This is a genomic window from Hymenobacter nitidus (assembly GCF_020447315.1).
In the GTDB taxonomy this organism is placed as follows: domain Bacteria; phylum Bacteroidota; class Bacteroidia; order Cytophagales; family Hymenobacteraceae; genus Hymenobacter; species Hymenobacter nitidus.
Genome location: NZ_JAJADQ010000014.1, coordinates 19,170 through 43,069 on the forward strand (window position 1 = coordinate 19,170; position 23,900 = coordinate 43,069).

The window sequence follows — 23,900 nt, forward strand, 5'->3', positions numbered from 1 at the left end:
GCGTACTTTTGTAGTTCGTACTGTCCTTAAGCTTCTTCGTTATGGCCGCCATTGTCACGCTCAAACCTGGTAAAGACCAATCCCTGCGCCGCCGCCACCCGTGGGTATTTTCGGGGGCCATCGGCCGTATGCAGGGCGAAGTGCTGGAAGGCGAAGTCGTGACGGTGCAGGCCGCTAATGGCGAAGTGCTGGGCGTGGGCCACTACGCGCCCGGCTCCATTGCCGTGCGCATGCTCGACTTCGGCCCCGACTCCCAGCTGCCCGACGCGGCGTTCTGGGAAGGCCGCATCCGCAATGCCTACGAGCTGCGCAAAGGTCTGCAGCTCACCGGGCAAGGCTCTACCAACGTGTACCGCCTCACCCACGCCGAGGGCGACGGGGTGCCGGGCCTCATCATCGACGTATACGGCGACGTGGCCGTGGTGCAGGCGCACAGCGCGGGCATGTACAAGGCCCGCCCGCTGATTGCCGCCGCCCTGCAGGCCGTAATTCCGGGTTTGCGGGCCATTTATGACAAGAGCGCCGAAACCGTGCCCGCCAAGGCCGCGCCCGACGCCAAGAACGGCTACCTGCTGGGCGAAAGCAACGGGCAGGAGCATATCGTGCACGAAAATGGCCACCCCTTCGCCGTAGATTGGGAAACGGGCCAGAAAACCGGCTTCTTCATCGACCAGCGCGACAACCGTAGCCTGCTGGCCCGTTACGCGCCCGGCCGCCGCGTGCTGAACACGTTTTGCTACACCGGCGGCTTCAGCTCCTACGCCCTGCAGGCCGGCGCCGAGCTGGTACATTCCGTGGACAGCTCCAAGCGCGCCATCGAGCTGACGGAACGCAATGCCGCTCTCACCGGCCTCGAAAGCAAGCACGCGGCCTACGCCGAAGACGTGTTCAGCTTTATGAAAAACAGCCAGGAGCAGTACGACCTCATCGTGCTCGACCCACCAGCGTTTGCCAAGCACCTCTCAGCCCGCCACAACGCCCTGATGGGCTACAAGCGCCTGAACGCGGCCGGCATCCGGCAGATTGCGCCCGGTGGGCTGCTGTTCACCTTCAGCTGTTCCCAGGTGGTTTCGGCCGAGCTGTTCGAAGGCGCCGTGCTGGCTGCGGCCATCGAAGCCGGCCGCCCCGCCCGCATCCTGCACCGCCTCACCCAGCCCGCCGACCACCCCGTGAGTTTGTTCCACCCCGAAGGCGAATACCTGAAGGGGCTGGTGCTGGCCGTGGAGTAGAAGCGTTAGCGCTTCGGCGTAGCACCCGCGGCCGGGAGCTGCAGCAGAAACTGGCTGCCGCCGGCCCCGGAGGTGTAGGTGGGCACGGCGCTGCCACCTTTTTCCCAGGCTTCAATCCAGCGCATCTGCACCAGTAGGGGCGTCAGGGACTGTTGCTGCTTCTCGTTGGCATAGGCCTGGGCGTCGGCGGCAATGCGGATGGCTTTGGCCTGGCCCTCGGCTTCAGCAATGTTGATGCGGGCCTGGGCCTCGGCCTGCCGGATGCGGTTTTCGGTTTGCAGGCCGGTTTGCACCGCCGTATTCTTGGCGTCGATGGCGGCTTTCAGGCTGGCGGGCGGCTCCAGCTTGGTCGTTATCTGCTGCACGGTGAAGCCCATGGCCTGCAGCTGGCCCACGAGGTTAGCCTTCACCTGGGCCTCGTAGCTGCCGCGGTTGCTGATGAGGCTGTCGGCGGTGTAGCGGTTGGTGGCCACGCGGTAAGCCTCGTACACAGCCGTTTTCAGGAAGCCGTTTTCGATGTCGGTGAGCGGACGGCGGTACTGGCGGAAGATGTCGTCGACTTTATCCGACTGAATAAAGTAGTTCAGGCTGGGGGCCACGCCGAAGCCCGAGCCGTCTTTGCTCTGCACCTCAAACTCCTCGTATTCTTTGTGTTGCGTGTACACCGGAAACTCGTACACGGCCGTGCTCAGCGGCGAGTAGAACACCCAGCCGGTGGCGTAGGTAATATCATCGACGCCGCGGGCGGTGCCGGCCAGATTGACTTTGATGCCCACGTTGCCGGCGTCGATGCGCTCCACCTTCACCAGGCTGCAGCCGGCCACCAGGGCCAGGAGCAGCAGACCCAGAAAAATCAGCGGTTTTAGCCAGCGGCGGGCAGCAGGAGGGGTAACGTTAATCATGGAAGGGGGGAGTAGAGGATCTGGACGAGAAGTAGTGCATCAGCCGACGCCCGGCCTGGTAGAGCGAAAGGGCGACGCCCGCCGCCAGCAGCAGGCTGCCCAGCGCGCCCCAGCCCAGCAGCCGGTTGGAAGAGCTGCTCAGCCAGTGCAGGCACCGGGGCAGGGCAAAGGGCAGCAGGGCACCGTAAAACAGCAGCCAGATAACTACCCAACCGGGAGAAATACGTTTTGCAGGCATGATAGAAGCCGGGAGCCGGCGGTAATAGGCCCAATATCTGAACAATACCGCACACCACCGAAGCGCGGCGCCGGAGCGGGCTATTATCGTAATTTTGGGTGCCTTCCACAGTCTGTTTCCTGCTTGCGGGCAAGCGGCATTGGCCCTCGGGCAGCCACCTTGCACCAATTATTCCCCGGGCCGCCAAGCCACCACGCTACGTTTTTGGTTATAGCTGCATCCTTTCGAAACCTTGTCCTGTGAGTCGTAAACGAAGCCCCGCCGCCAAGCAGCCCGCCGCCATTATCGGAGCCGGTATTGCCGGTATTGCCACCGCCGTCCGGCTGGCCCTGCAGGGGCACCGCGTCACGGTATTCGAAGCCCAAGACAGCTTCGGCGGCAAGATGCACCAGTTCGAGTTGCCCGGCGGCTACCGCTTCGATGCCGGCCCTTCGCTCTTCACGCTGCCGGCCCTAGTGGATGAGCTGTTCCGGCTGGCCGGGCGCGACCCGCAAGACCACTTCCGCTACGAGCGGCTCGACCCGATTACCCAATACTTCTTCGCCGACGGCACCCGCCTCACGGCCTGGGCCGACGCCGGGAAGTTTGCCGCCGAGGTAGAAGCCAAGCTGGGTGTACCCGCCACCGACGTCACGGGATTTCTGCGGCGTAGCGGGCAGGCCTACGCCGCCACCGAAAGCACGTTTCTGCACAAGTCGCTGCACAAAGCCGGCACCTACCTGAGCAAGGACGTGCTGGGGGCCCTGGCCGCACTGCCCAGCCTGGGCCTCACGGGCACCATGCACCAGCGCCACGCCAGCGCCTTCACCGACCCGCGCCTAGTGCAGCTCTTCGACCGGTTTGCCACCTACAACGGCTCCGACCCCTACCAGGCCCCGGCCACGCTCAGCCTGATTCCGCACTTGGAGCACGGCATTGGCGCATTTTACCCCGAAGGCGGCATCTACAGCATTGCCCGCAGCCTGGTGGAGTTGGCCGAGGAGCTGGGCGTGGCGTTCCGCTACAACGAGCCGGTGGAGGAGATTCTGACGGCCGCCGGGCAGGTAACCGGGCTGCGCACCGCCCAGGACATCTACGACTTCGGCGTGGTCGTCAGCAACATGGACGTGGTGCCGACCTACCGCCGCCTGCTGCCCACCCAGCCCGCCCCCGAGCGCACGCTCGGCCAGCCCCGCTCGTCGTCGGCCCTGATATTCTACTGGGGCGTGACCCACGACTTTATCGAGCTGGGGTTGCACAACATCTTTTTCTCCCAGGATTACCGCCAGGAGTTCCGGGCCATCTTCGAGGAAAAAACCGTGGCGGATGACCCGACGGTCTACGTCAACATCACCTCCAAAAAGAGCCCGGCCGATGCCCCGGCCGGCCACGAAAACTGGTTTGTGATGGTAAACGTGCCCCACAACCAGGGCCAGGACTGGGACGCGCTGATCCAAAAGACGCGCCGGGCCGTACTGGACAAAGTGAGCCGGGTGCTGGGCCACAACATCGAGCCGCTGCTGCGGGCCGAGCAGGTCTGGGACCCGCGGGGCATCGAGCAGCGCACGTCTTCGTTCGGCGGGGCGTTGTATGGCAGCTCCTCCAACAATGCGCTGGCGGCGTTTCTGCGGCACCCCAACTTTTCGGGGAAGCTGCACGGGCTGTACTTTTGCGGCGGCAGCGTGCATCCCGGCGGGGGTATTCCGCTGTGCCTGCTCTCGGCCAAGATTGTGGCCGGCCTGATTAACTAATTAGTAATGAGCAATTAGTGATTAACGATTGAGAACATGTTGCCCCGGCCGCTAGGCGGTACCAATGGCCCGTTCTCACTTCTTAATTTCTGATTATTAATTCCTCCCAAGTGTCTGCTTCCGAATCAACTCAACATATACCGGCGCCTCCGGTAGCCCCCGATACGCAGCAGCGCCGCCTGCGCGTGGCCCAGGGCATTCTGCTGCTGTTCCACGTGACGGGCTTTCTGGGGCTGGGCTTTTCCAAGGACCCGAGCTTCTACCTGCAGTTTGTGCCCCTGAACCTGCTGCTGACGGCCGTGCTGCTCTTCGCCTTCCAGCGCGACCGGAGCGCCGCTTTCTGGGGCTTCTGCATCACTACGGCCGCCGTGGGCTTCTTCGTGGAAGTGGTGGGCATTCAAACCGGCAAGATATTCGGGCAGTACACCTATGGCGCCACGCTGGGCCTCAAGTGGCTGGGCGTGCCCCTGATGATTGGCCTGAACTGGCTGATGCTGACTTACATGACTGGCGTTCTGGCCCGCTACCTGCCCATCAGCGACTTTCTGCGGGCAGTGGTGGCGGCCCTGCTGCTCGTGGGCATGGACATCTGCCTGGAGCCCGTGGCCGTGCGCTACGACTTCTGGACCTGGGCCTTCGACGTGATTCCGCTGCAGAATTTCAAGGGCTGGTTTGTAGTGGCCCTTATCCTGCAGGTATATTTCAACCGGACCGATTTTGAGAAGCGCAACCCCCTGGTGCCCTTCGTTTATCTGCTGCAACTCCTGTTTTTCTTCGGGCTTGGCCTGTTAATTCGCTAACTTTAACCAGCGCTTTACTCCCAACCCCCGACTATGAACCCAACGCTACGCGACACCTTACTGGAAGAAGCTCATCAGTTATTTCAGGCCCGGGGCATCACCAGTCTGCCCCTGGAGCAGATTATGAGCAAGCTGGATGTGTCGCCTACCACGTTTCGGGAGATGTTTCACGACAAGGAGGACTTGGTCCTGCAGGTCACGCAGCACGACATTGAGCGGCAGAAGCGCGAGCATGCCGAGCTGTTCCAGAGCACGCCCAACGCCGTGGGCCGCTTGCTGAGCCTGCTGGAAATGGGCATCCGGGATTTGCGCAAAGTCACCTCCCCCGACTACTTCGCCGACCTCATCCGGGACTATCCCCAGGCCTGGGACCTAGGCCAGCAGCACCTGGCTGAGTACTCCTACCCCCAGATTCATAACCTGCTGAACGAGGGCATTCTGCAGAAGACCCTGCGGGCCGACATCAATATCACGCTGGTCAGCAAAATCATCATCGAGCAGCTCTACATGGTGCTCAACGAGCAGACCTTCCCGCCAAGCCGCTACGATGTGGCCGAGGTGTTCCGCAGCGTGTATCTATACTACATGCGCGGCCTGTGCACCGAGGAAGGCCTGAAGTCGGCTTCGGCTTACTTCTCCCGCATGTAAGCTCGTCAGCCCCCATAAAAACAGCAAGAGGCACCCGTGGGCGCCTCTTGCTGTTTTTAACTGGTACTAATCTGGCTAGCTGATGGATACGCGCACCTTGCTGGTGTACTCGCGCAGGGCCGTCTTAAACTCCGACTGGTTGTCCTGCATGTGGTTCAGGATGAAGATGGCGGCAAATACGTGCGTCAGCTGCTCGCCTTCATCTTCACCTTCCACCTCAAAGTCGGGCGTCCGCTCGTCGAGCAGGGCTTCTTCGGCGGCTACCAGGCTTTCCAGCGTCTGCGTCTCAACCAGGCGCTTAATTACGGGGATTTTCATGGCGCTGCGGGCTTAGTTCAGACGGTTGATCAGGTCGGCTACGGCCTCTTCCTTGCTGGCCGACACGGTATCAACCAGCTCCCCGTCGCGGAAGATGGCGAAGAAGGGCAGGGTCGTCACGTTGGCCAGCTTGCGGGCCGCCGGGCTGGTTTCAGCATTTACGTCCAGGAACTTGATAGCCTGGTTCTGCTCGGCCTGGGCCAGGCGCTTATACTTAGGCGAAAACAGGCGGCAGTTGCCACACCAGTCGGCGTAGTACTTCACCACTACTTTCTCGTGCGTCTCAAGAAGTTGTTGGAAATCGGAGTCAGTTGCTTTCGTAACAGGCATTATAAGGAAGCGTTTGGGGTAAACATGAGGCAGCCAGATAAGAACCATTCTTATCTGGCTGCAAATCTAAAGCGCTTTCCCGGCAAAAAGGTTTATTCGGTCGTTAATTTCATCTGCGGCCGGCCTATTCGCGCACCAGGCGGGTCCGCAGCACTTGGCCGTCGATGATGGCCGTGAGCAGGTACACGCCCACGGGCTGCGCGGCGGTGAAGGCTGCGGGCAGCTGGTTGGCGCCAGCCTGGAGCACCACCGGCTGCTGGCTCACAAGGCGGCCCAGAGCGTCATGCACGGTCAGCTGCACGGTTTGGGCGGCCGCCGCCGTCAGGTGCACGGTATAGTTGCCGCGGGCCGGGTTGGGGGCGGCCGCCAAGCTGCTGGCCACGGTGGGCCGGGCAAAGCTGACAGTACGAACCGGCGAGTAGGACTCGGTGCCGTCGGTGTCTTGCTGGCGCAGGCGGTAGTACTGCACCGGGCCGCGCCGGGCCGCGTCAGTGTCCATGAACCGGTACTGCTGAACGGTCGTGGTAGTGCCTTTGCCCGCCACGAAGCCCACGCGCTGAAACGTTTTGCCGTCCAGGCTTACTTCCACGAAAAAGCCCGCGTTGCGCAGCTCCGAAGCCGTCGACCAGCTCAGGAGCGCATTGGCTTGCTGGGCCAGGGCCGTAAACTCGCGCAGCTCCACGGGCAGCGGGTTGCTCTGGTCGGCGCCGGCAAAGATGCCGTAGATGTTCTGCAGCTCAGTAGTCAGGGCGTTATTAGCCACGCTCACGCTGCCCTGCGGGCTTTCCCAGCCGGAGCCATTCCAGCGCTGCAGGCGCAGGCGGCTTTCGACGATGGTATTCGGCGCCGTATTCCACTCCGAGGTAAGGTAGCCCAGCGTCAGGGTTGAGGTTGGCGCCACAGTGTAGTCAGCCGGCTGCACCAGCCAGTACCGGTCGATGGCGGAGTTGGGGCTGCCCTGCAGGGTGCTGACGCCCGCGGGCAGGGGCAGGTTGTTGGGAGCCGTGGCATAGGTGGCGAAGGACAGGGAGCCGCTACCGCTACCGGCCACCGATATAGCAGCCGTCATGGGCACGGCCGTAGCTCCCGAGCCCATCGGCACGGTGTAAGTACCGGTGTTAGAGCCAATCACCCAGTTCAGCCGGCCATAGCCTGCCGGGGAAGTCGTTTCACTGATCAGCATGCCCGTGGTGCGGCTCAGGGCCGAAGCGGCACCGTTGTTCAGCGTCAGGACTCGGGAGTTGAGCTGCAGCGTGGCCGGGCCCAGGGTGAGGGTACCGCCGTTGGTGCCCACCGAAATATCGGAAGTCAGCTGCACCGGGCCGGTGGCACCGCTCACATCCAGGTTGTGGAAGGTAGTAGGGCTACTGCCGCCAATCTGCTGGGTGCCGGTTCCGACCAGCTGCACGGTGCCGGTGGTAGGCGTGAGCACGCCGCCGGTGGCGTTGTTATTCGTCCAGCTGCCGGTGAGCGAGAGGGTGCCGGCGTTGGCAATAGCGCCACCGCTGCTCACGATTACGCCGCCGGCCACGGCCAGCCTGGTTCCCGGCTGAATGGTCATGGCTGCGCCCAGGTTGGTCAGGCCCTGGCTCAGGGCCGGCACTGCGGCCAGCAGAACCCCACAGGTAGGTAACAGTTGTTTCATAGCGGTAGGTGTTGGGCCGTGCAAGAGCAGCACCGCGGAAACGATGCATACACCCCGGAAACAGACCCAAACTTACGGAGGTTAGACAGGAAGCCAAATCTAAGGATTGTATATAGAGTTAATAGTATTTAGCGGACGGATATCCCCAGAAAAAGCGGGACCGTCACAACCCTGCGGCCAGGGTTTGGAGTATAGACTGGTTTGGCTGCCTTCCCTAGCTTTTTACCATGCGTCAGCTCCTGTTGCTTAGCCTGGGCCTGCTGCTGGCCACCTGCGGGCCGGCCGATTCCTCGCCCGCTGAACGCCGCCCCGTGGTGGCTCCTATCCGTATGCAAAACATCATTTTCTTCGGCAACAGCCTCACGGCCGGCTACCAGCTGCGCGCCAGTGAAGCGTTTCCTTCCCTACTGCAAGCCAAACTCGACTCGCTGGATTTACCCTACAAGGCGTTCAACTACGGCGTGAGCGGCGAAACCACGGCCGGCGGCCGGCAGCGCGTGGCCAGCGTGCTGGCCCGACAGCCCGTAGACGTATTTGTGCTGGAACTGGGCGCCAATGACGGACTGCGCGGCATTCCCGTCCGCGAAACCACCCAGAACCTGCAGGCCATCATCGACCAGGTACGCCTCAAGCACCCCAAGGCCCGCATCGTGCTGGTGGGCCTGGAGTTTCCCTTCGACCTGAGCGTGCTGGGCGGCCACCAGTACGGGCGCTACGCCGCCGAGTTCAAGGCCCTGTTCCGGGTGTTGGCCGAGAAGAACAGTCTGCCTTTCGTACCGTTTTTGCTGCAGGGTGTGCTAGGCCAGCGCCACCTGAACCTGCCCGACGGCGTGCACCCCAATGCTGCCGGGCAGAAGATTCTGGCTAGCAACGTCTGGGCGGTGCTGGGCCCCATGCTCAGCGCCCCGGAATAAGCCACCTTGGTGACCTGCTCCGGGGCGCTGATATACGAGTTGGCCAAGCCAGATGCTACTTGGCGTCCAGTATCTGGTAGCCGATGGGCTTGAAGGCGTAATTGTTCGACATTTCGGCCGAGCAGGCCGTGAGTCCCACCAGCAAGTCCATTTTGGCTTCCAGTATCACGTAGTCACCGGCTTTGCTTTTGGGAGGCAGCACGGCCACCCGGCCCGTGTCGCCGTCCACGGTCACGTGCATGAAGATGTTGAAGCTGATGGGTATGGCATCGGGGCCGATACCGTACTGCTCCAGGGCCGCGCACAGGTTGCCGAAGCAGCCACGGTGGGGCTGGGTGTGGCCGTAGATGATGCGGAACGTGTCGGCGCTACAGGGCGTGAGCAGAAAGTCATGCCGGCCCACAGTATCTTCCACCAGATCGAACATCACGTTGCTGCGGTTCGAATAGAATGGGTGGCCCTTGGTTAGCAGGATGGTTTCGGCGTAGTCGATGGTGCGGCCCGAGGACAGGTATTCGGCTTTGTCGTCGAGGTTGTAGCAGACGAAATCGGAAACCTGTTCGCCCTCAATGTCGACTACTTTGAGGCGCTGCCCTTTTTTGAGCAGGAACGAAACGCCGCTGCGGGGTGGAATGATGGTGAGGTTATCGGTCATGTTGGCTTAAAAATGGGCACTTCCAGGCATTGTCATACGCCCGGCCGCTGTATTGGTATACTTCCGACGACTGGCCGTAGTCCTCCAGCATGGGGTTGATGGAACCCGAATAGGCAATATCCCGCGTGCGGACTGTCTGGCGCAGCTTGTCGTAGCGGCCTTCCGCTCGGATTCGCTCGAACTGGTCGTGGGCGTTGAATACCAGCGTGGGGTACCTGAATTGCCGCGCCGGCCGGCTGCTGCCCGGGTGCAGGCCAATGACGAAAAAGGCCTCTTCCTTCAGGCTGTAGCTGAAATCGGGAGAGTTGGGGTCGGCTACCACGCGCTTGTCGTAGCCGTAGCGCTGGGCATCTAGGTTGGACACGGCCTGCAGGCGCTGCCACAGAAACTCATCGAACTGGGCCTCCGTCGGGTGCTCGGGGCCTTTGAAGATGATGGCTGCGCTGTGGTAGAGCTTCTCGGACTGCCGATAGGTATCGACAAAGTCGTAGAGAAACTGCAGAATGGCCGTGTCGTCCTTGGGGCAAGCCATGTGGTCCACGACTAGGGTCTGAATCTGGTTCCAGGTAAGGGCAGTCTTGGCAGCTACGCAGGGGAATTCTCGGTTTTGTATAAAATCAAGATATTCCCTTGTAACTATATTTTGTTCTTCAGCAGTCATATCCAACAGATTACTTTACAATCAGGAACGGAATAGCTCTATTCCTGCTCTTGGATACGACTGTATTTCTGTTGAAGTTTGCTAATATAATTACTAAACAAATACCTGCTTCTACCGTAGGCCCGACTGTTTTTACGGTTCAACTTGCGTCTGGGCCATACTAGACTGTAAAAATATCGGTTGAAAGCTCGACCGTAGTCTTACTAAAAAACAGGAAAGGCGGCCCGACTTATTTGCCGAACCGCCTTCTCATCACCAACTACTGTTCTGCTTGTGTAAGCCTAAGCTCAAGCATTGTACATTTCCCGGTAGTACTCGGTGGCCATGCGGTGCGACTCGAACTCGGGCTCTACTTCGCGCATGGCGGTTTTGGCAATTTCGAGGTATTTGGCCGGCTCGTCGTAGTAAAGCGGCAGGATTTCGTTTTCCAGCACGTCGAGCACGCCGCGGGCTTCCACGTCGTCTTTCACGTGCTCGGGTTCGTTGAGCTCGGCCAGGGGCAGCAGGAAGCCGTTTTCGCCGTGGCGCACAAACTCCGGAATCCAGCCGTCGGGGATGCTCAGGCTCAAGCAGGCATTCATGGCGGCCGTCATGCCGCTGGTGCCCGAAGCTTCGCGGGGAAAGCGCGGCGTGTTCAGCCAGATATCCGAGCCCTTCTTGAGCAGCTTGGAAAGGCCCAGCTCGTAGCCGGTCAGCACGGCGCAGTTCTTAAATTGCTTGGTACGCTGAATGATGTCGTTAAACATGCCAATGGCGCCGTAGTCCTTGGGGTAGGGCTTGCCGGCCCAGATAATCTGCACGGGGCGGTCTTGCTGGCTGACCATTTCGGCAAACCGCTCGAAGTGGTGCAGAATCAGGTTGGCGCGCTTGTAGCCGGCAAAGCGGCGGGCCCATACTACGGTCAGCACGTCGGGGTCGAGCAGGGTGCCGGTCTGGTCGGCCACGAAGTCGAACAGCTCCTTTTTCAGCTCCCGCTTGCGGGCCAGCAGCGCCTGGTCGTCGTCGGCCGCCAGGGCCGCATGCAGGTCGGCGTCGCGCCAGTAGGTGCCGTTCTGGGAGTTGGTAATCGGAATAATCGGGCAGATGCCTTCGTAATGGCCCCACATTTCGTTGGCCACGATGCCGTGCACTTTCGATACGGCGTTGGCTTTGCGTGAGAAGCGCAGGGCCGTGAGCGTGTAGTTCAGAATGTCGTTCTGCTCCACGCGGGCCACGCGGCGGATTTCATCGGCCGGAATGGTGCCGAAGAAGGTCATGTCGGTGAGCAGCTTCATGGGGTGCTCCTCGTTGCCGGCCAGCTCGGGCGTATGGGTCGTGAATACCAGGCGCTTCTGCACTTCCTCCAGGCTGCGGCCGTGTTTTTCGTAGAGGTAAAACGCTAGCGGCAGGCCGTGGCCCTCGTTGAGGTGGTAGGTGTCCATCTTCACGCCTAGCAGGTCAAGCAGCTTGCCGCCCCCGATACCCAGCACCATCGACTGCGCCACGCGGGCAGCCGTATCGGCGTCGTAGAGGTAGTGGGTGATGGTGCGCGAGATGTAGTCGTTTTCGGGAATGTCGGTGGTCAAAAAGAACATGGGAGCCGTGCCGAACGTGTCGGGCGCCAGGTACATGGCCTTCACTTTCACCTCAGCCCCGTGAATGGTGATGGGGAACACCAGGCCCGTGTCTTCGAGGAAGGAATAGTGCTTCAGGCGGAAGTCGGCGCGCATGGTCTGGTCCTCGTTGCGGCCCTGGTCGTAGTAGCCGTAGGTCCAGAGCATGCCGATGCCGATGAGGTTCTGCTTGAGCTCGTAGGCCGAGCGCATGTGGGAGCCCGCCAGAAAGCCCAGCCCACCGGAGTAGGTTTTCAGGGCTTGGTCGAGGGCAAACTCCATGGAGAAGTACGCGGCCTGAGTGGAGAATTCGGCGGCTGGCGCGTATGGTTGAAACTGGAAGGGCATGAGCAGAAGGAAAGAGAAATGTGGACCGCTGCCAACGGCGGCGCGTCAAATCGGGGTGCCAAGGTCAGCACAATCCGGACTAAAAAAAAGCGCGAATTGCGTGAGCCTCAGAGCAAACGTTTGCATTGCGGGCTATTTTTTGCGCTTTTCAACTCCGCTGCCGGTATCTGCTCGCCAGCAAAGTGCTGTTGGGCCGGTTCAGCGCTACTTTGCGCGGCAGCAAAACGAAATAAACTCCGCAACAAAAAACTCCACGACCTGATTAACCATCCGCCTTTTTTAGGCTATTACAAGCTGCAAATGCGGTTTTCGCCCTTTCTAATCCGGCTCATATTGCACGCTGCGGCTGCTCAGGTTACCTTGCTGCCTCTCTTCGCCGCCGACCTGATTTTGCGCATGAAATTCCCGAGTTTTCTGTCCCTGCTTGCCGGAGCATTGCTGGCCGCGCCGCCACTGACCTTAGCTGCCGCAACTCCCGCGGCTGCAGTAGTCTCTGTGGCCAAAGCCGCGGCCATCCGCATCGACCCGACCTTCTGGTGGGTAGGCATGAAAAACCCCAGACTGCAGCTACTGGTGCATAGCTCCGGAATCGGGAGTAGCACGGTAGCGCTGAGCTACCCCGGCGTCATGCTGGAGGGCACCCAGAAGCTCGCAAACCCGGACTATCTGATTGTCAACCTGAGCATTTCTCCCGAAGCCAAGCCCGGCAAGCTGAGCCTGGAGTTTCGGGGCGCCAAGAAGGTGAAGGTCAGCTACGAGCTGCGGGCCCGTACCACGCCCGGCGACAACACCAAGGTGCAGGGCATCACCAGCGCCGACTTCGTGTACCTGCTCATGCCGGACCGCTTCGCCAACGGCGACCCGAAAAACGATGTCGTGAAAGGCACCCGCGTAAGCCGCGTGGCCCGCGACTCGATGTACGCCCGCCACGGCGGCGACCTGCGCGGCATTGAGCAGCACTTCGACTACCTCAAGGAGCTGGGCGTCACGGCTATCTGGCCCACGCCGGTGGTGGAAAACGACATGCCCAAGGCCAGTTACCACGGCTACGCCCTAACCGATTACTACGCCGTGGACCGGCGCTACGGCTCCAACGAGGACTACGTGCGCTTCGTGCAGCGGGCCCATCAGAACGGGCTGAAGGTGATTCACGACGTGGTGCTCAACCACATGGGCAGCCAGAACTACTTATTTGTGGAGCCGCCCGCCGCCGACTGGTTTCACCAGTGGCCCAGCTTCACGCGCAGCAACTTCCGCGACGCGGCCTTCAACGACCCCTACGCCGCCGAGGCAGACCGTAAGCTCTACGGGCAAGGCTGGTTCGACACCACGATGCCGGATCTGAACCAGAGCAATCCGCTGGTAGCCACCTACGTGATTCAGAACTTTATCTGGTGGGTGGAATACACCGGCCTGGACGGCTACCGCATCGATACCTACCCGTATTCGGACCGCAACTTCCTGATGCAGTGGGGTGAGGCCGTGCTCAGCGAGTTTCCGCGGCTGGGCATGTTCGGCGAAACCTGGGTGCAGGGCAACGGGCAGCAGGCCTTTTTTGCCCGCAACATTTTGCCGCCGGTCAACGGGTTTAAGTCGAACCTGCCGGGCGTAACCGACTTCCAGAGCTACTACGCCCTCAACGAGGCCCTGACCAAGGACGCGGGCTGGACCGACGGCATTGCCAAGCTCTACTACGCCCTGCAGGGCGACTGGCTCTACGAGGACCCGATGCGCAACGTGGTGTTTCTGGACAACCACGATTTGAGCCGCTTCTACTCGGTTGTTGGGGAGGACTTTGCCAAGTACAAGATGGGCCTGGCCTGGCTGCTGACTACGCGCGGCATTCCGCAGCTCTACTACGGCACCGAGGTGCTGATGAAGAACTTTAGCAACCCCGACGGGCTGGTGCGCGAGGATTTCCCCGGCGGCTGGGCCGCGGATAAGCAGAACTACTTTACGGCCGCGGGCCGCACGGGGCCGGCGGGCGAGGCGTTTACCTACGTGAGCAAGCTGGCCAACTACCGCAAAACCCACCCGGCTCTGCACTCCGGCAAGCTCACCCAGTTTATTCCCCAGGACGGTATCTACACCTACTTCCGCCACTCCGACGCGGGCACGGTAATGGTCATGATGAACTCGAACAAGGACGAAAAGGCCGTAGACCTGGGCCGGTTTGCCGAGCGCCTGAGCGGGTTTTCGTCGGGCACGGAGGTCACCACGGGGGCGACGCTTTCTGATCTGAAGGCGGCCCGGATTCCAGGGCGCACGGCCTGGGTGGTGGAGCTGAAAAAGTAGAAAAGCGGAACGCCGTAGCGTCTTTTCGCGTCCAATTTTGTAGACTATACTTCCTGATTGCTACCAACCACCTCTAGCTCTGCTGCTTATGAACGACCTCACCGATAAAGTTGCCATTGTCACCGGGGCCTCGCGCGGTATCGGGCGGGCCGTGTCCTTGCTGCTGGCCATGCAGGGCGCCAAAGTCGTATCGGTGGCCCGCTCGGCCGACGAGCTGGACGAGCTGGTGCACAAAACCAACGGCCTAGCCATTCCCGCCGACGTGTCGGACGAAACCGACGTGCAGAACGTGGTAGACGAAACCATCCGCCACTACGGCCAGGTCGATATCCTGGTCTGCAATGCCGGGGTGGGCTCGTTTAACCTACTGGAAAACAACGCCGCCGACGAGTGGGACCGGATGTTCGACGTGAATGTGAAAGGCACCTTCCTGTTCTGCAAGTTCCTGGCACCCCACTTCAAGAGCCGGAAAAGTGGCCATATCGTGGGCATCACCTCCGACGTAGCCCGGCGTACCTTCGAGCACGGCACCGTGTATGGGGCCAGCAAATTTGCCCAGGATGCGCTGCTGGGCTCGTTGCGCAAGGAAGTGCGGCCCCACGGCGTCAAGGTCAGCACCATCTACCCCGGCCTGGTCGATACGTACTTCAACGAATCCAAGCCCGGCAGCCCCGACACCGAAAAAACCCACCTCAAGCCCGTCGATGTGGCCCAGGCCGTGCGCTACATCCTGGAAGCCCCGGCCCACGTGGTCATCGACGAGCTTATGCTTCACCCCCTGACCCAGGAATGGTAGGGTTTCAGTGTGGGGAATGTGCTAATGTGGCTGAATGTGAGAAATGAATAGAACTGGCTGTAGCTGCCTTCAGTAAGTCATTTTCCACATTAAGCCATATCTTCCCTCCACTATGAAAAAACTGCTACTTCCAGCCGTGGCCGCCAGTCTGGCTTTGGCTGCTTTCTCTCTTCCACTTCCGAGTTCAACTTCTGCCGTGTCCGAGCCTTTTTCCCTTGCCGACCCGAACACCACCGATGAGGTGCCGCAGGATCATAAGCTGGTGATTTACCAGGTAATGACGCGCCTGTTTGGCAACAAAACGGCCGTCAACAAGCCCTACGGTACCAACGTGGAAAACGGGGTGGGCAAGTTCAACGACATCAACGACCTGGCGCTGCAGGCCATCAAGAAGATGGGCGTGAGCCACGTGTGGTACACCGGCGTGCTGGAACACGCCACTATGAGCGACTTCAGCAAAGCCGGCGGCCCCGGCCCCGACGACGCCGACGTGGTGAAAGGCCGCGCCGGCTCGCCCTACGCCATCCGCGACTACTACGACATTGCCCCCGACCTGGCCGTGGACGTGAAAACCCGCAAGCAGGAGTTTGAGGCCCTGGTGAAGCGCACCCACGCCAACGGCCTCAAAGTCATTATCGACTTCATTCCCAACCACGTAGCCCGCAGCTATAAGTCGAATGCCAAGCCCGTGGGTACCCTCGACCTGGGCGAAAAGGACGACAAGACCAAGGCGTTTGCGCCCAACAACAACTTCTATTACCTGCCCGGCAAAACCCTGATTGTGCCCGCGGCCGGCAACCCACTGGGTAAAGCCCTGGGCCCCAAGGAGGACGGCAAGTTTGTAGAAACACCCGCCAAGGCCACCGGCAACGACGTGTTTTCGGAAGCCCCGAAGGTGGACGACTGGTACGAAACCGTGAAGCTCAACTACGGCGTGGACTACCAGAACGGCCGCAAAACCTACTTCGAGCCCGTGCCCGACACCTGGCTTAAGATGCGCGACATTCTGGTGTACTGGGCCCAGAAAGACGTGGACGGCTTCCGCTGCGACATGGTAGAAATGGTGCCCACCGAGTTCTGGGCCTGGGTGATTCCGGAGGTGAAGAAGGTGAAGCCCAACGTTATTTTCATGGGCGAGGCCTACAACCCCAAGGAGTACCGCAACTACCTGGAGAAGGGCAAATTCGACTACCTCTACGACAAAGTGGGCCTCTACGACGGCCTGCGCCGCCTGATGACGGGCTCGGGCAACACCGAGGATATTACCAAGGTGTGGAGCGAGGAAAGCCGGGGCTTCGGCTCCCGCATGCTGCGCTTCCTGGAAAACCACGACGAGCAGCGCATTGCTTCCAAGGACTTTGCCGGCGACCCGCGCACGGCCATTCCGGCCATGACGGTGTCGGCCACGCTGGGCTCGGGCCCGGTGATGCTGTACTTCGGGCAGGAAGTAGGGGAGCCCGCCAACGGCTCGGAAGGCTTCAGCGGCGCCGACGGCCGCACCACCATCTTCGACTACTGGGGCGTGCCCGAACACCAGAAGTGGATGAACGGCGGCAAGTTTGACGGCGGCAAGCTCGATGGCGTGCAAAAGCAGCTGCGCGACTTCTACTCCCGCCTGCTCAACCTGACCAGCACCAGCGACGCTATTCGGAAGGGCAAGTTCTACGAGCTGCAGGACGCCAACAACCTGGGCAAGAACTACGACCAGCGCCGCGTCTACAGCTACCTGCGCTACACCGACAAGCAGAAGCTGCTCATCATCGCCAACTTCAGCAAGGACGTGACCCTGACGCCCAAAATCGAGATTCCCAAGGCGGCCATGCAGGCCATGGGCCTCGACCCCACCAAGTTCTACACCTACACCGACGTGCTGAACAAGGCGCCGGCCACCGAAAGCCTGACCATCACGCTCACGCCGCTCAGCGCCTACGTGTTCGAAATCAAGCCCAAAGAATAGGCTGAAGCCTCAACTCCCGCACCTTTACCTCTCCCCTAAAATTCCCCGATTCATGGCAACCAGCGTAGCGGCCACGCCCACCGGCGACACCCGCCAAAAACCCCGTCTCAGCTTCTGGCAGATCTGGAACATGAGCTTCGGCTTCCTGGGCATTCAGTTCGGCTTCGAGCTGCAGAACAACAACATCAGCCGCATCTTCGAAACCCTGGGAGCCAACAAGGACGACATTCCGATTCTGTGGATTGCGGCCCCGCTTACAGGCCTGGTGGTGCAGCCCATCATCGGCTATTTCTCCGACCGTACCTGGCACCCGTACTGGGGCCGCCGCCGCCCGTTCTTTCTGATTGGTGCCATTCTGGCCACGTTGGCCCTGTTTGTGATGCCCAACTCCTCGGTGCTGTGGATGGCCGGCAGCATGCTCTGGATTTTGGATGCCAGCATCAACATCAGCATGGAGCCGTTCCGGGCCTTCGTCGGCGACAAGCTGCCCAGTGAGCAGCGCACCCGCGGGTTTGCCATGCAGAGCTTCTTCATCGGCGTGGGCTCCGTTATTGCCGCCGCCCTGCCCTGGATATTCAACAACTGGTTTCAGCTGAGCAATACGGCCCCGAGCGGCGAGATTCCGCCGTCCGTCAAATGGTCGTTCTATGCCGGGGGCGTCGCCTTCATTCTGGCCGTGATGTACACCGTATTCACCAGCAAGGAAACGCCGCCGGAAAACATGGAGGAGTTCCGCCGGGAAAACGCGCAGGTCGGTATTCTGGACGGCCTGAAGGAGTCGTTCATGGGCATTTTCAAGATGCCCACGGCTATGCGGCAGCTGGCCATCGTGCAGTTCTTCACCTGGTTTGCCCTGTTCTCGATGTGGATTTACTCCACGAATGCCGTGACCAGCAACATCTACAACATGAAGGTGGATACCGGGCTCTACAACCGCGTGGCCGGGTTTATTGCCGAGGCCAGCACCCGCGCCACCGACGGCAAGGCCCAAAAGGAGCTCAGCTCCCTGCAGGGCGACATCCGGGAAATCAATCAGTTTCAGGCTGACCAGCCCGACAAGATTCTCACCCTGAACCTGGCCAGCTACTACCTGACCCACGCCCAGCCCAGCGCCGCCGACCAGACGGAGCTGAAGCGGGTGCAGCAGCAGTACAACGACGGTGCCGACTGGCTCAGCCTGGCCTCGTCGGTGCGCAACGGGGTAGCGGCCATCTTCGCCTTCGTGATTCCGCTGATTGCGGCCCGCACCAGCCGCCGCCGCACCCACATGCTCTGCCTGCTGATCGGGGGCCTGGGCCTGCTCTCGCTCAAGCTCATCACCAACCCCGACCTGATTATGGTGTCGATGGCCATGGTGGGCATTGCCTGGGCCAGCATTCTGAGCATGCCCTACGCCATTCTGGCCGGCTCGCTGCCCGCCAATAAAATGGGCTACTACATGGGCGTGTTCAACTTCTTCATCGTCATTCCCCAGATTGTGGCCGCTACCATCCTGGGCTGGGCCACCATGCACCTGTTCAATGGCAACACACTGAATACCATTGCCCTGGGCGGAGCCTCGATGATAGCCGCCGGCCTGTTTACGCTGTGGGTGAAAGACAACGATGATGTGCATCCGAGCCTGCAAATCACGGATTCGCCGGGCTACGACACGCCGGTAGCGACGATACCGCGCACGTAGCCGCTGAGAATCTTTCGAGCAAAAAAGCCTCTTCCATTCCTGGGAGAGGCTTTTTTTGTGGATAAGCCGGGCTGCTACCCGTATTAATACGCACTTCTATTGCTGAGAATCAGCAGTTTTCGCCACAACGCTTCTTACCCGGCCTGCCGTATGCTATAGGCTATAGCTCGGGCTGCCGCATGGTTGCCGGCCCGGTCATTCTTACCGTATTCTACCGGCTGCTCTATGCTGTTTGCTACCGTCTTTTTCAGCGTGTTCTTTGGCATTTATGCCCTTGTTTTAGTGCTGCTGGTGTGGCCGCGGCCGGTGCTGCCCGCGCTTACCTCGTTTCCCCGCGTCAGCATTCTGATTGCCGCCCGCAACGAGGAAGCCAACATCGAGCGGTGCCTGCGGGCTTTGTCGCGGCTCAACTACCCGGCCGACAAGCTCGAAATTCTCATCGGCGACGATGCCTCCACCGACGATACCATGGGCGTGGTGCAGCGCTTCATTGCCGACAAGCCCCAGTTCCGGCTGTTGCCCATCCGCCAGAAGCTGGGCACGGCCCGCGGCAAAAGCAACGTGCTGGCCCACCTGAGCCGCGCCGCCACCGCCGATACCTTCCTCATCACCGACGCCGACATGGCCCCGGCTCCCGACTGGGTGCAAACGATGCTGGCCGCCGCGCCCGAGGGCGTGGGCGTCGTGACGGGTATTACTACGGCCGGGGGCAATGTGTTTGGCCGGTTGCAGGGCCTCGACTGGCTGTTTGGCCTCAACCTCATCCGCCTGCTCACCGATCTGGGCCTGCCCATCACGGCCGTCGGCAACAACATGCTCGTGACGCGGGCCGCCTACGAATCCATCGGGGGCTACGAGGCGCTGGCCTTCAGCATCACCGAGGATTTGCAGCTTTTCGAGCAGATCGTGCGGCAGGGCTGGGGCTACCGCAACATCATCACGCCCAAGGCCCTGGGTATATCGGTGCCTCAGCCCACGGTGCGCCACCTGCTGCACCAGCGTAAGCGCTGGATGAAGGGCACCGTGCGCCTGCCCTGGCAGCTGGGCCTGCTGTTCAGCTCCTACGGGTTTTTCTACACGGTGCTGGGCTGGCCGGGCCTAGTGCCTATCGAGCTCATCGTGAGTCTATACGCTGCCAAAGTACTGTGCCAGACGCTGTTTCTGACCATCACGCTACGCCAGGCCGGCCACCGTGAGTCGTTGGGCGTGCTGCTGCTCTACGACGTTTACCTGCTGGCTATGTCCCTGGCCGTGCTGGCCTACACGGCCTGGCCCAGCCTGATTCTGTGGAAGGAGCGCCGCTACCGATGGGCGGAAGGCTGAGCGTCGGGCCCGGCATTCCTTAGCTGGCCTCGGCCCGGGGCGTTGCCAGCCACTGATACGCGCTTTGCTCCTCGATAAACGTCCGGAACATGCCTTCCTGACTCAGCAGCCGGCTATTAATCAGCTCCTGCTGGTAGGGCGTGACCAGGTAGGCAACGCGGAACGCTACGCCGGGCAATGTCTGCTGCATCTGCTGCCGGAAATCGGTGATAATCCAGGTGAAGTCCTCGGCTTCGGCCAGGCCGCGCGTGCGCAGATCTACCAGCCAGTAGCCGGCCTGGTGGGGCTGGGCAAAGTCCAGCGCGGCCTGGTAGCCCGCCCGGTGCTCGGCAGAAGTTACCAGCCGCGTCCAGCGCATGAACAGAATGTGCAGGTCGGGCCGGTACGACAGGCGCAGGTACTCAAGCTCGGCAGTAGGTATAGACACGGAACAGGCGAAAAAGGAGAGGGCAGCAGCCAGGTAACAAGCAAGGGCACAGCGAATGTTTTCTTTGGTGCGTGTGCCGGTAGCCAAGCCAGGCGAACTTACCGGCCCGCTTTGCCCGTTCAGGACGCATAAGCGCGCAACATGCTGCGTTGCGGGATTGTCTTTTAACCCCTTACCTTCCCGCTTCCTTCCCGATTTTCTCCTTTCTATGCGCAAACACTCCTTATTGCTGCTGGGCCTGGGTGCCTTCCTGAGCACGACCCCAGCTCTGGCCCAACAGAAAAAGCCGGCCCCGGCCGCTGCTGCTGCCACCGCCAGCGGCACCCGCCTCGTCGAGAAAGTAACCCGCAAGCCCGGCGAGCTGGTGATTCCCTACGAGAAGTACGTGCTGGCCAACGGCCTGACGCTCATCGTGACCGAAGACCACTCCGACCCGCTGGTACACGTGGATGTGACCTACCACGTAGGCTCGGCCCGGGAGCAGATCGGCAAGTCAGGCTTTGCCCACTTCTTCGAGCACATGATGTTCGAGGGCTCCGACCACGCCCCTCAGGGCATGTTCGACAAAGTCATCATCGGGGCGGGCGGCACCAACAACGGCAGCACCAACCGCGACCGAACCAACTACTACGAAACCATTCCGAGCAACCAACTGGAGCGGGCCCTGTGGCTGGAAGCCGACCGCATGGGCTTTTTGCTGGATGCCGTGACGCAGAAGCGCTTTGAGGTGCAGCGGGCCACCGTGAAAAACGAGCGGGGCCAGAACTACGACAACCGTCCCTACGGCCTGGTAAGCGAGTATACTTCCAAGACGCTCTACCCCTACGGCCACCCCTACAGCTGGCTGACCATCGGCTACCTCGAAGACCTGGACCGCTCCGACGTAAACGACCTGAAACAGTTTTTCCTGCGCTGGTACGGCCCCAACAACGCTACCCTGACGGTGGGCGGCGACGTGAAGCCGGCCGATGTAGTGGCCATGGCCGAGAAGTACTTCGGCAGCATTAACCGCGGGCCGGCCGTGCAGAACATGAAGCTGCCGGCTCCCAAGCTCACCCAGGACCGCTACGTGAGCTACCAGGACAACGTGCGTTTCCCGCTGCTGCAGATGGTGTTTCCGACCGTGCCCCAGAACCACCCCGACGAAACGGCCCTGGATGCGCTGGCCGAAATCATTGGGGGCGGCAAAAACTCGCTGCTCTACCAGAACCTGACCAAGCCCCAGAAAGCCATTGGGGCCCAGGCCTACCACCCCACCTCCGAGCTGAGCGGCGAATTCACCCTGTCGGCCCGGGCTTTCCCCGGCAAGGGCCTCGACAGCCTCGAATACCGGGTGCGCCAGAGTCTGGCCGAGTTCGAGCGCCGGGGCGTGAAAGACGAGGACCTGCAGCGCTTCAAAGCCAGCCGCGAAGCCGACCTGGTGAGCAGCCTGAGCAGTGTGAGCGGCAAGGTGAGCCGATTGGCAGCTAACCAGATTTACACCGGCAACCCGAATTTCATTACCGTGGAGCTGCAGCGCCTGCGGGCCCTGACCAAGGCCGATGTGCAGCGCGTGTACACCCAATACATCAAAGGCAAGAAGGCCGTGGTGCTGAGCGTGCTGCCCAAGGCGGCGCCCACCGCGCCGGCCAAGCCCGACAACTTCACCGTTACCAAAGAAGCCTACAAAGCCCCGGCCGACGAGTACAAAGGCCTGACCTACGTGAAGGCCAAGGACAGCTTCGACCGGAGCAAACTGCCCGGCGCCGGTGCCAACCCCGTGGTGAAAGTGCCCGCCCTGTGGCAGGAACAGTTTCAGAACGGCCTGCGCGTGATGGGTAGCCGCTCGACGGAAGTACCCACGGTGAATATGCTGCTCACCATCCGGGGCGGCCACCGCCTCGAGCAACTAAACCCCGGCAAAGCCGGCGTGGCGGCCCTGACGGCCTCCCTGCTGAACGAAGGCAGCCAGAAATACACCAGTGAGCAGCTTTCTGACGCCCTGGACCGCCTGGGTAGCTCGATTACCGTGACGCCCGGCCCCGACAATACCACCGTGAGCGTGCAGAGCCTGACCAAGAACCTGCCCGCTACCCTGGCCTTGCTGGAAGAGCGGCTACTGCGCCCCCGCTTCGATGCCGCCGACTTTGCCCGCCTCAAAAAGCAGACCCTGGAAGCCATTGCCAACCAGAGCACCCAGCCCACGGTCATTGCCGATAAAACCTATAATGCCCTGCTCTACGGCCCCGGCGACATCATGAGCGTGCCCGTCATGGGTACGGCCAGCACGGTGCAAAGCCTCACGCTCGACGACGTGAAGCAGTTTTACCAGCAATATTACGGCCCCGATTTGTCGCACTTGGTAATCGTGGGCGACGTGGACCAGAAGGATGTAGTGGGCAAGCTGGGCTTCCTCAAAAACTGGGGCCGCAAGGGCCTGACCCTGCCCGCCGGCAACCCCGGCAAGCAGCCCGACAAAACCCGCATCTACTTCGTCAACAAGCCCGATGCGGCCCAGTCGGAAATTCGTATTGGCTACCTGGCCCTGCCCTACGACGCTACCGGCGAGTACTACCGGGCCTACTTGGCCAACTACCTGCTGGGCGGCTCGTTTGCCAGCCGCATCAACCACAACCTGCGCGAGGAAAAAGGCTACACCTACGGGGCCTACTCTAGCTTCCGGGGCACGCGCTACGTGGGTCCGTTTACGGCCCAGGCCGGCGTGCGGGCCGATGCCACCACGGCTTCCCTGACCGAGTTTGGCAAGGAAATTAAGGGCTTCACCACCGGCATCAGCGACGATGAGCTGCAGCTGCTCAAAACCTCCGTGGGCCAGAGCGACGCGCTGAAGTATGAAACCGGCCAGCAGAAAGCCGCTTTCCTGGCCCGCCTGCTCGAATACGACCTCACCCCCGACTTCGTGCAACAGCAGAATGCCATTCTGGCCAAGCTCCGCAAGGAAGACGTGCAGGCCATTGCCACCAAGTACCTGCCCGCCGATAATATGTACATCGTGGTGGTCGGCGACCGGAACAAGGTGTACCCCGGCATCACCACCCTGGGCTACGACATCGTGGAAATGGACGCCGAGGGCAACCGCCTCACGCCCAACGTGCCGGCCGCCAATACCGTCACGGCCGTGCCCGCGGCCGCGGCCGATGGCAAAGATGTGAAAAAGGCCAAGTCCAAGACCAAGGATGAGGACGGCCGCAAAGCCAAGCGCAAGCAGAAGAAAGACGACAACAGCACGAAAGTGAAGGAGAAAGCCGAGTAGCTGCTTTCCCTTTCCGCACGAAAGCCCGGTTCCAGTTTGGAGCCGGGCTTTTTACTTCATAGAACGGTGTAGAGACGCATACCTGCGTCTCGTCGCTGAACGATAATCGTTGCAATAAACAACCTCAGCAACGATTGAGACGCGAATACGCGTCTCTA

Annotated in this window: 20 protein-coding genes; 11 read left to right on the forward strand and 9 right to left on the reverse strand. The window is 61.1% G+C overall.

What is annotated here, in order from left to right:
* Nucleotides 1-41: 41 nt before the first annotated feature.
* The gene (locus LGH70_RS21055; RefSeq protein WP_226189762.1) at nt 42-1,229 is read left to right on the forward strand and encodes a class I SAM-dependent rRNA methyltransferase; all 1,188 of its coding nucleotides are present in this window, start codon (nt 42-44) and stop codon (nt 1,227-1,229) included.
* 5 nt (nt 1,230-1,234) lie between these two features.
* Here the strand turns inward: LGH70_RS21055 and LGH70_RS21060 are convergent, their stop codons facing one another.
* Together LGH70_RS21060 and LGH70_RS21065 are read right to left on the reverse strand one after the other, a co-directional pair.
* Entirely contained in the window at nt 1,235-2,131 is an 897-nt protein-coding gene (locus tag LGH70_RS21060) for a prohibitin family protein (protein ID WP_226189765.1), read from the reverse strand.
* The gene (locus LGH70_RS21065; protein WP_226189767.1) at nt 2,124-2,369 is read right to left on the reverse strand and encodes a hypothetical protein; all 246 of its coding nucleotides are present in this window, start codon (nt 2,367-2,369) and stop codon (nt 2,124-2,126) included. Before LGH70_RS21065 ends, LGH70_RS21060 begins: the two co-directional genes overlap by 8 nt.
* 239 nt (nt 2,370-2,608) lie before the next feature.
* On the opposite strand from LGH70_RS21065, the gene crtD reads away from it, so the two are divergent.
* The 3 genes from crtD to LGH70_RS21080 all read left to right on the forward strand — a co-directional run bounded on the left by crtD (nt 2,609) and on the right by LGH70_RS21080 (nt 5,547).
* Nucleotides 2,609-4,099: a 1-hydroxycarotenoid 3,4-desaturase CrtD gene (gene crtD, locus LGH70_RS21070; RefSeq protein ID WP_226189769.1), complete on the forward strand. Its 1,491-nt coding sequence runs from the start codon at nt 2,609-2,611 to the stop codon at nt 4,097-4,099.
* A gap of 110 nt (nt 4,100-4,209) precedes the next feature.
* Nucleotides 4,210-4,899 carry a carotenoid biosynthesis protein gene (locus LGH70_RS21075; RefSeq protein ID WP_226189771.1) on the forward strand — a complete coding sequence of 230 codons (690 nt, stop codon included), beginning with the start codon at nt 4,210-4,212 and terminating at the stop codon, nt 4,897-4,899.
* A 33-nt stretch (nt 4,900-4,932) separates the two neighbouring features.
* Nucleotides 4,933-5,547, forward strand: a complete 615-nt coding sequence (locus LGH70_RS21080; RefSeq protein ID WP_226189773.1) for a TetR/AcrR family transcriptional regulator — start codon at nt 4,933-4,935, stop codon at nt 5,545-5,547.
* A gap of 75 nt (nt 5,548-5,622) precedes the next feature.
* Here LGH70_RS21080 and LGH70_RS21085 read toward each other — a convergent pair whose 3' ends face one another.
* The 3 genes from LGH70_RS21085 to LGH70_RS21095 all read right to left on the reverse strand — a co-directional run bounded on the left by LGH70_RS21085 (nt 5,623) and on the right by LGH70_RS21095 (nt 7,840).
* A complete protein-coding gene (locus LGH70_RS21085) occupies nt 5,623-5,865 on the reverse strand; it encodes a DUF6952 family protein (RefSeq protein WP_226189775.1) in 243 nt (80 codons plus the stop codon).
* Nucleotides 5,866-5,877: 12 nt separating this feature from the next.
* The gene (locus LGH70_RS21090; protein WP_226189777.1) at nt 5,878-6,195 is read right to left on the reverse strand and encodes a thioredoxin family protein; all 318 of its coding nucleotides are present in this window, start codon (nt 6,193-6,195) and stop codon (nt 5,878-5,880) included.
* 124 nt (nt 6,196-6,319) lie between these two features.
* The gene (locus LGH70_RS21095) at nt 6,320-7,840 is read right to left on the reverse strand and encodes a T9SS type A sorting domain-containing protein (protein ID WP_226189779.1); all 1,521 of its coding nucleotides are present in this window, start codon (nt 7,838-7,840) and stop codon (nt 6,320-6,322) included.
* A 227-nt stretch (nt 7,841-8,067) separates the two neighbouring features.
* Here LGH70_RS21095 and LGH70_RS21100 point away from each other — a divergent pair, with 227 nt between their 5' ends.
* Nucleotides 8,068-8,754 (forward strand): arylesterase, encoded by a 687-nt coding sequence (locus tag LGH70_RS21100; RefSeq protein WP_226189781.1) that lies wholly within the window; start codon nt 8,068-8,070, stop codon nt 8,752-8,754.
* A gap of 55 nt (nt 8,755-8,809) precedes the next feature.
* Here LGH70_RS21100 and LGH70_RS21105 read toward each other — a convergent pair whose 3' ends face one another.
* From LGH70_RS21105 to glgP, 3 genes are all read right to left on the reverse strand, one after another.
* Entirely contained in the window at nt 8,810-9,409 is a 600-nt protein-coding gene (locus LGH70_RS21105) for a DUF1989 domain-containing protein (protein ID WP_226189783.1), read from the reverse strand.
* Nucleotides 9,399-10,070, reverse strand: coding sequence for a guanitoxin biosynthesis heme-dependent pre-guanitoxin N-hydroxylase GntA (gene gntA, locus LGH70_RS21110; RefSeq protein ID WP_226189785.1), 672 nt, complete (start codon nt 10,068-10,070; stop codon nt 9,399-9,401). The genes LGH70_RS21105 and gntA overlap by 11 nt, the downstream gene beginning before the upstream one ends.
* A gap of 287 nt (nt 10,071-10,357) precedes the next feature.
* Nucleotides 10,358-12,010, reverse strand: a complete 1,653-nt coding sequence (gene glgP / locus LGH70_RS21115) for an alpha-glucan family phosphorylase (RefSeq protein ID WP_226189787.1) — start codon at nt 12,008-12,010, stop codon at nt 10,358-10,360.
* A gap of 360 nt (nt 12,011-12,370) precedes the next feature.
* On the opposite strand from glgP, the gene LGH70_RS21120 reads away from it, so the two are divergent.
* From LGH70_RS21120 to LGH70_RS21140, 5 genes are all read left to right on the forward strand, one after another.
* The gene (locus LGH70_RS21120) at nt 12,371-14,305 is read left to right on the forward strand and encodes a glycoside hydrolase family 13 protein (protein ID WP_226189789.1); all 1,935 of its coding nucleotides are present in this window, start codon (nt 12,371-12,373) and stop codon (nt 14,303-14,305) included.
* An 88-nt stretch (nt 14,306-14,393) separates the two neighbouring features.
* Entirely contained in the window at nt 14,394-15,101 is a 708-nt protein-coding gene (locus LGH70_RS21125) for an SDR family oxidoreductase (RefSeq protein WP_226189791.1), read from the forward strand.
* 112 nt (nt 15,102-15,213) lie between these two features.
* Nucleotides 15,214-17,058 (forward strand): alpha-amylase family glycosyl hydrolase, encoded by a 1,845-nt coding sequence (locus LGH70_RS21130; protein ID WP_431357433.1) that lies wholly within the window; start codon nt 15,214-15,216, stop codon nt 17,056-17,058.
* 52 nt (nt 17,059-17,110) lie between these two features.
* On the forward strand, nt 17,111-18,739 hold the full coding sequence (locus LGH70_RS21135) for an MFS transporter (RefSeq protein WP_226189793.1): 1,629 nt from the start codon (nt 17,111-17,113) through the stop codon (nt 18,737-18,739).
* Nucleotides 18,740-18,964: 225 nt separating this feature from the next.
* Entirely contained in the window at nt 18,965-20,062 is a 1,098-nt protein-coding gene (locus tag LGH70_RS21140; RefSeq protein WP_226189794.1) for a glycosyltransferase, read from the forward strand.
* Nucleotides 20,063-20,081: 19 nt separating this feature from the next.
* On the opposite strand, the gene LGH70_RS21145 is transcribed toward LGH70_RS21140, so the two are convergent.
* The gene (locus LGH70_RS21145) at nt 20,082-20,489 is read right to left on the reverse strand and encodes a hypothetical protein (RefSeq protein WP_226189795.1); all 408 of its coding nucleotides are present in this window, start codon (nt 20,487-20,489) and stop codon (nt 20,082-20,084) included.
* Nucleotides 20,490-20,697: 208 nt separating this feature from the next.
* Here LGH70_RS21145 and LGH70_RS21150 point away from each other — a divergent pair, with 208 nt between their 5' ends.
* Nucleotides 20,698-23,742, forward strand: a complete 3,045-nt coding sequence (locus LGH70_RS21150) for a M16 family metallopeptidase (RefSeq protein ID WP_226189796.1) — start codon at nt 20,698-20,700, stop codon at nt 23,740-23,742.
* Nucleotides 23,743-23,900: the final 158 nt, after the last annotated feature.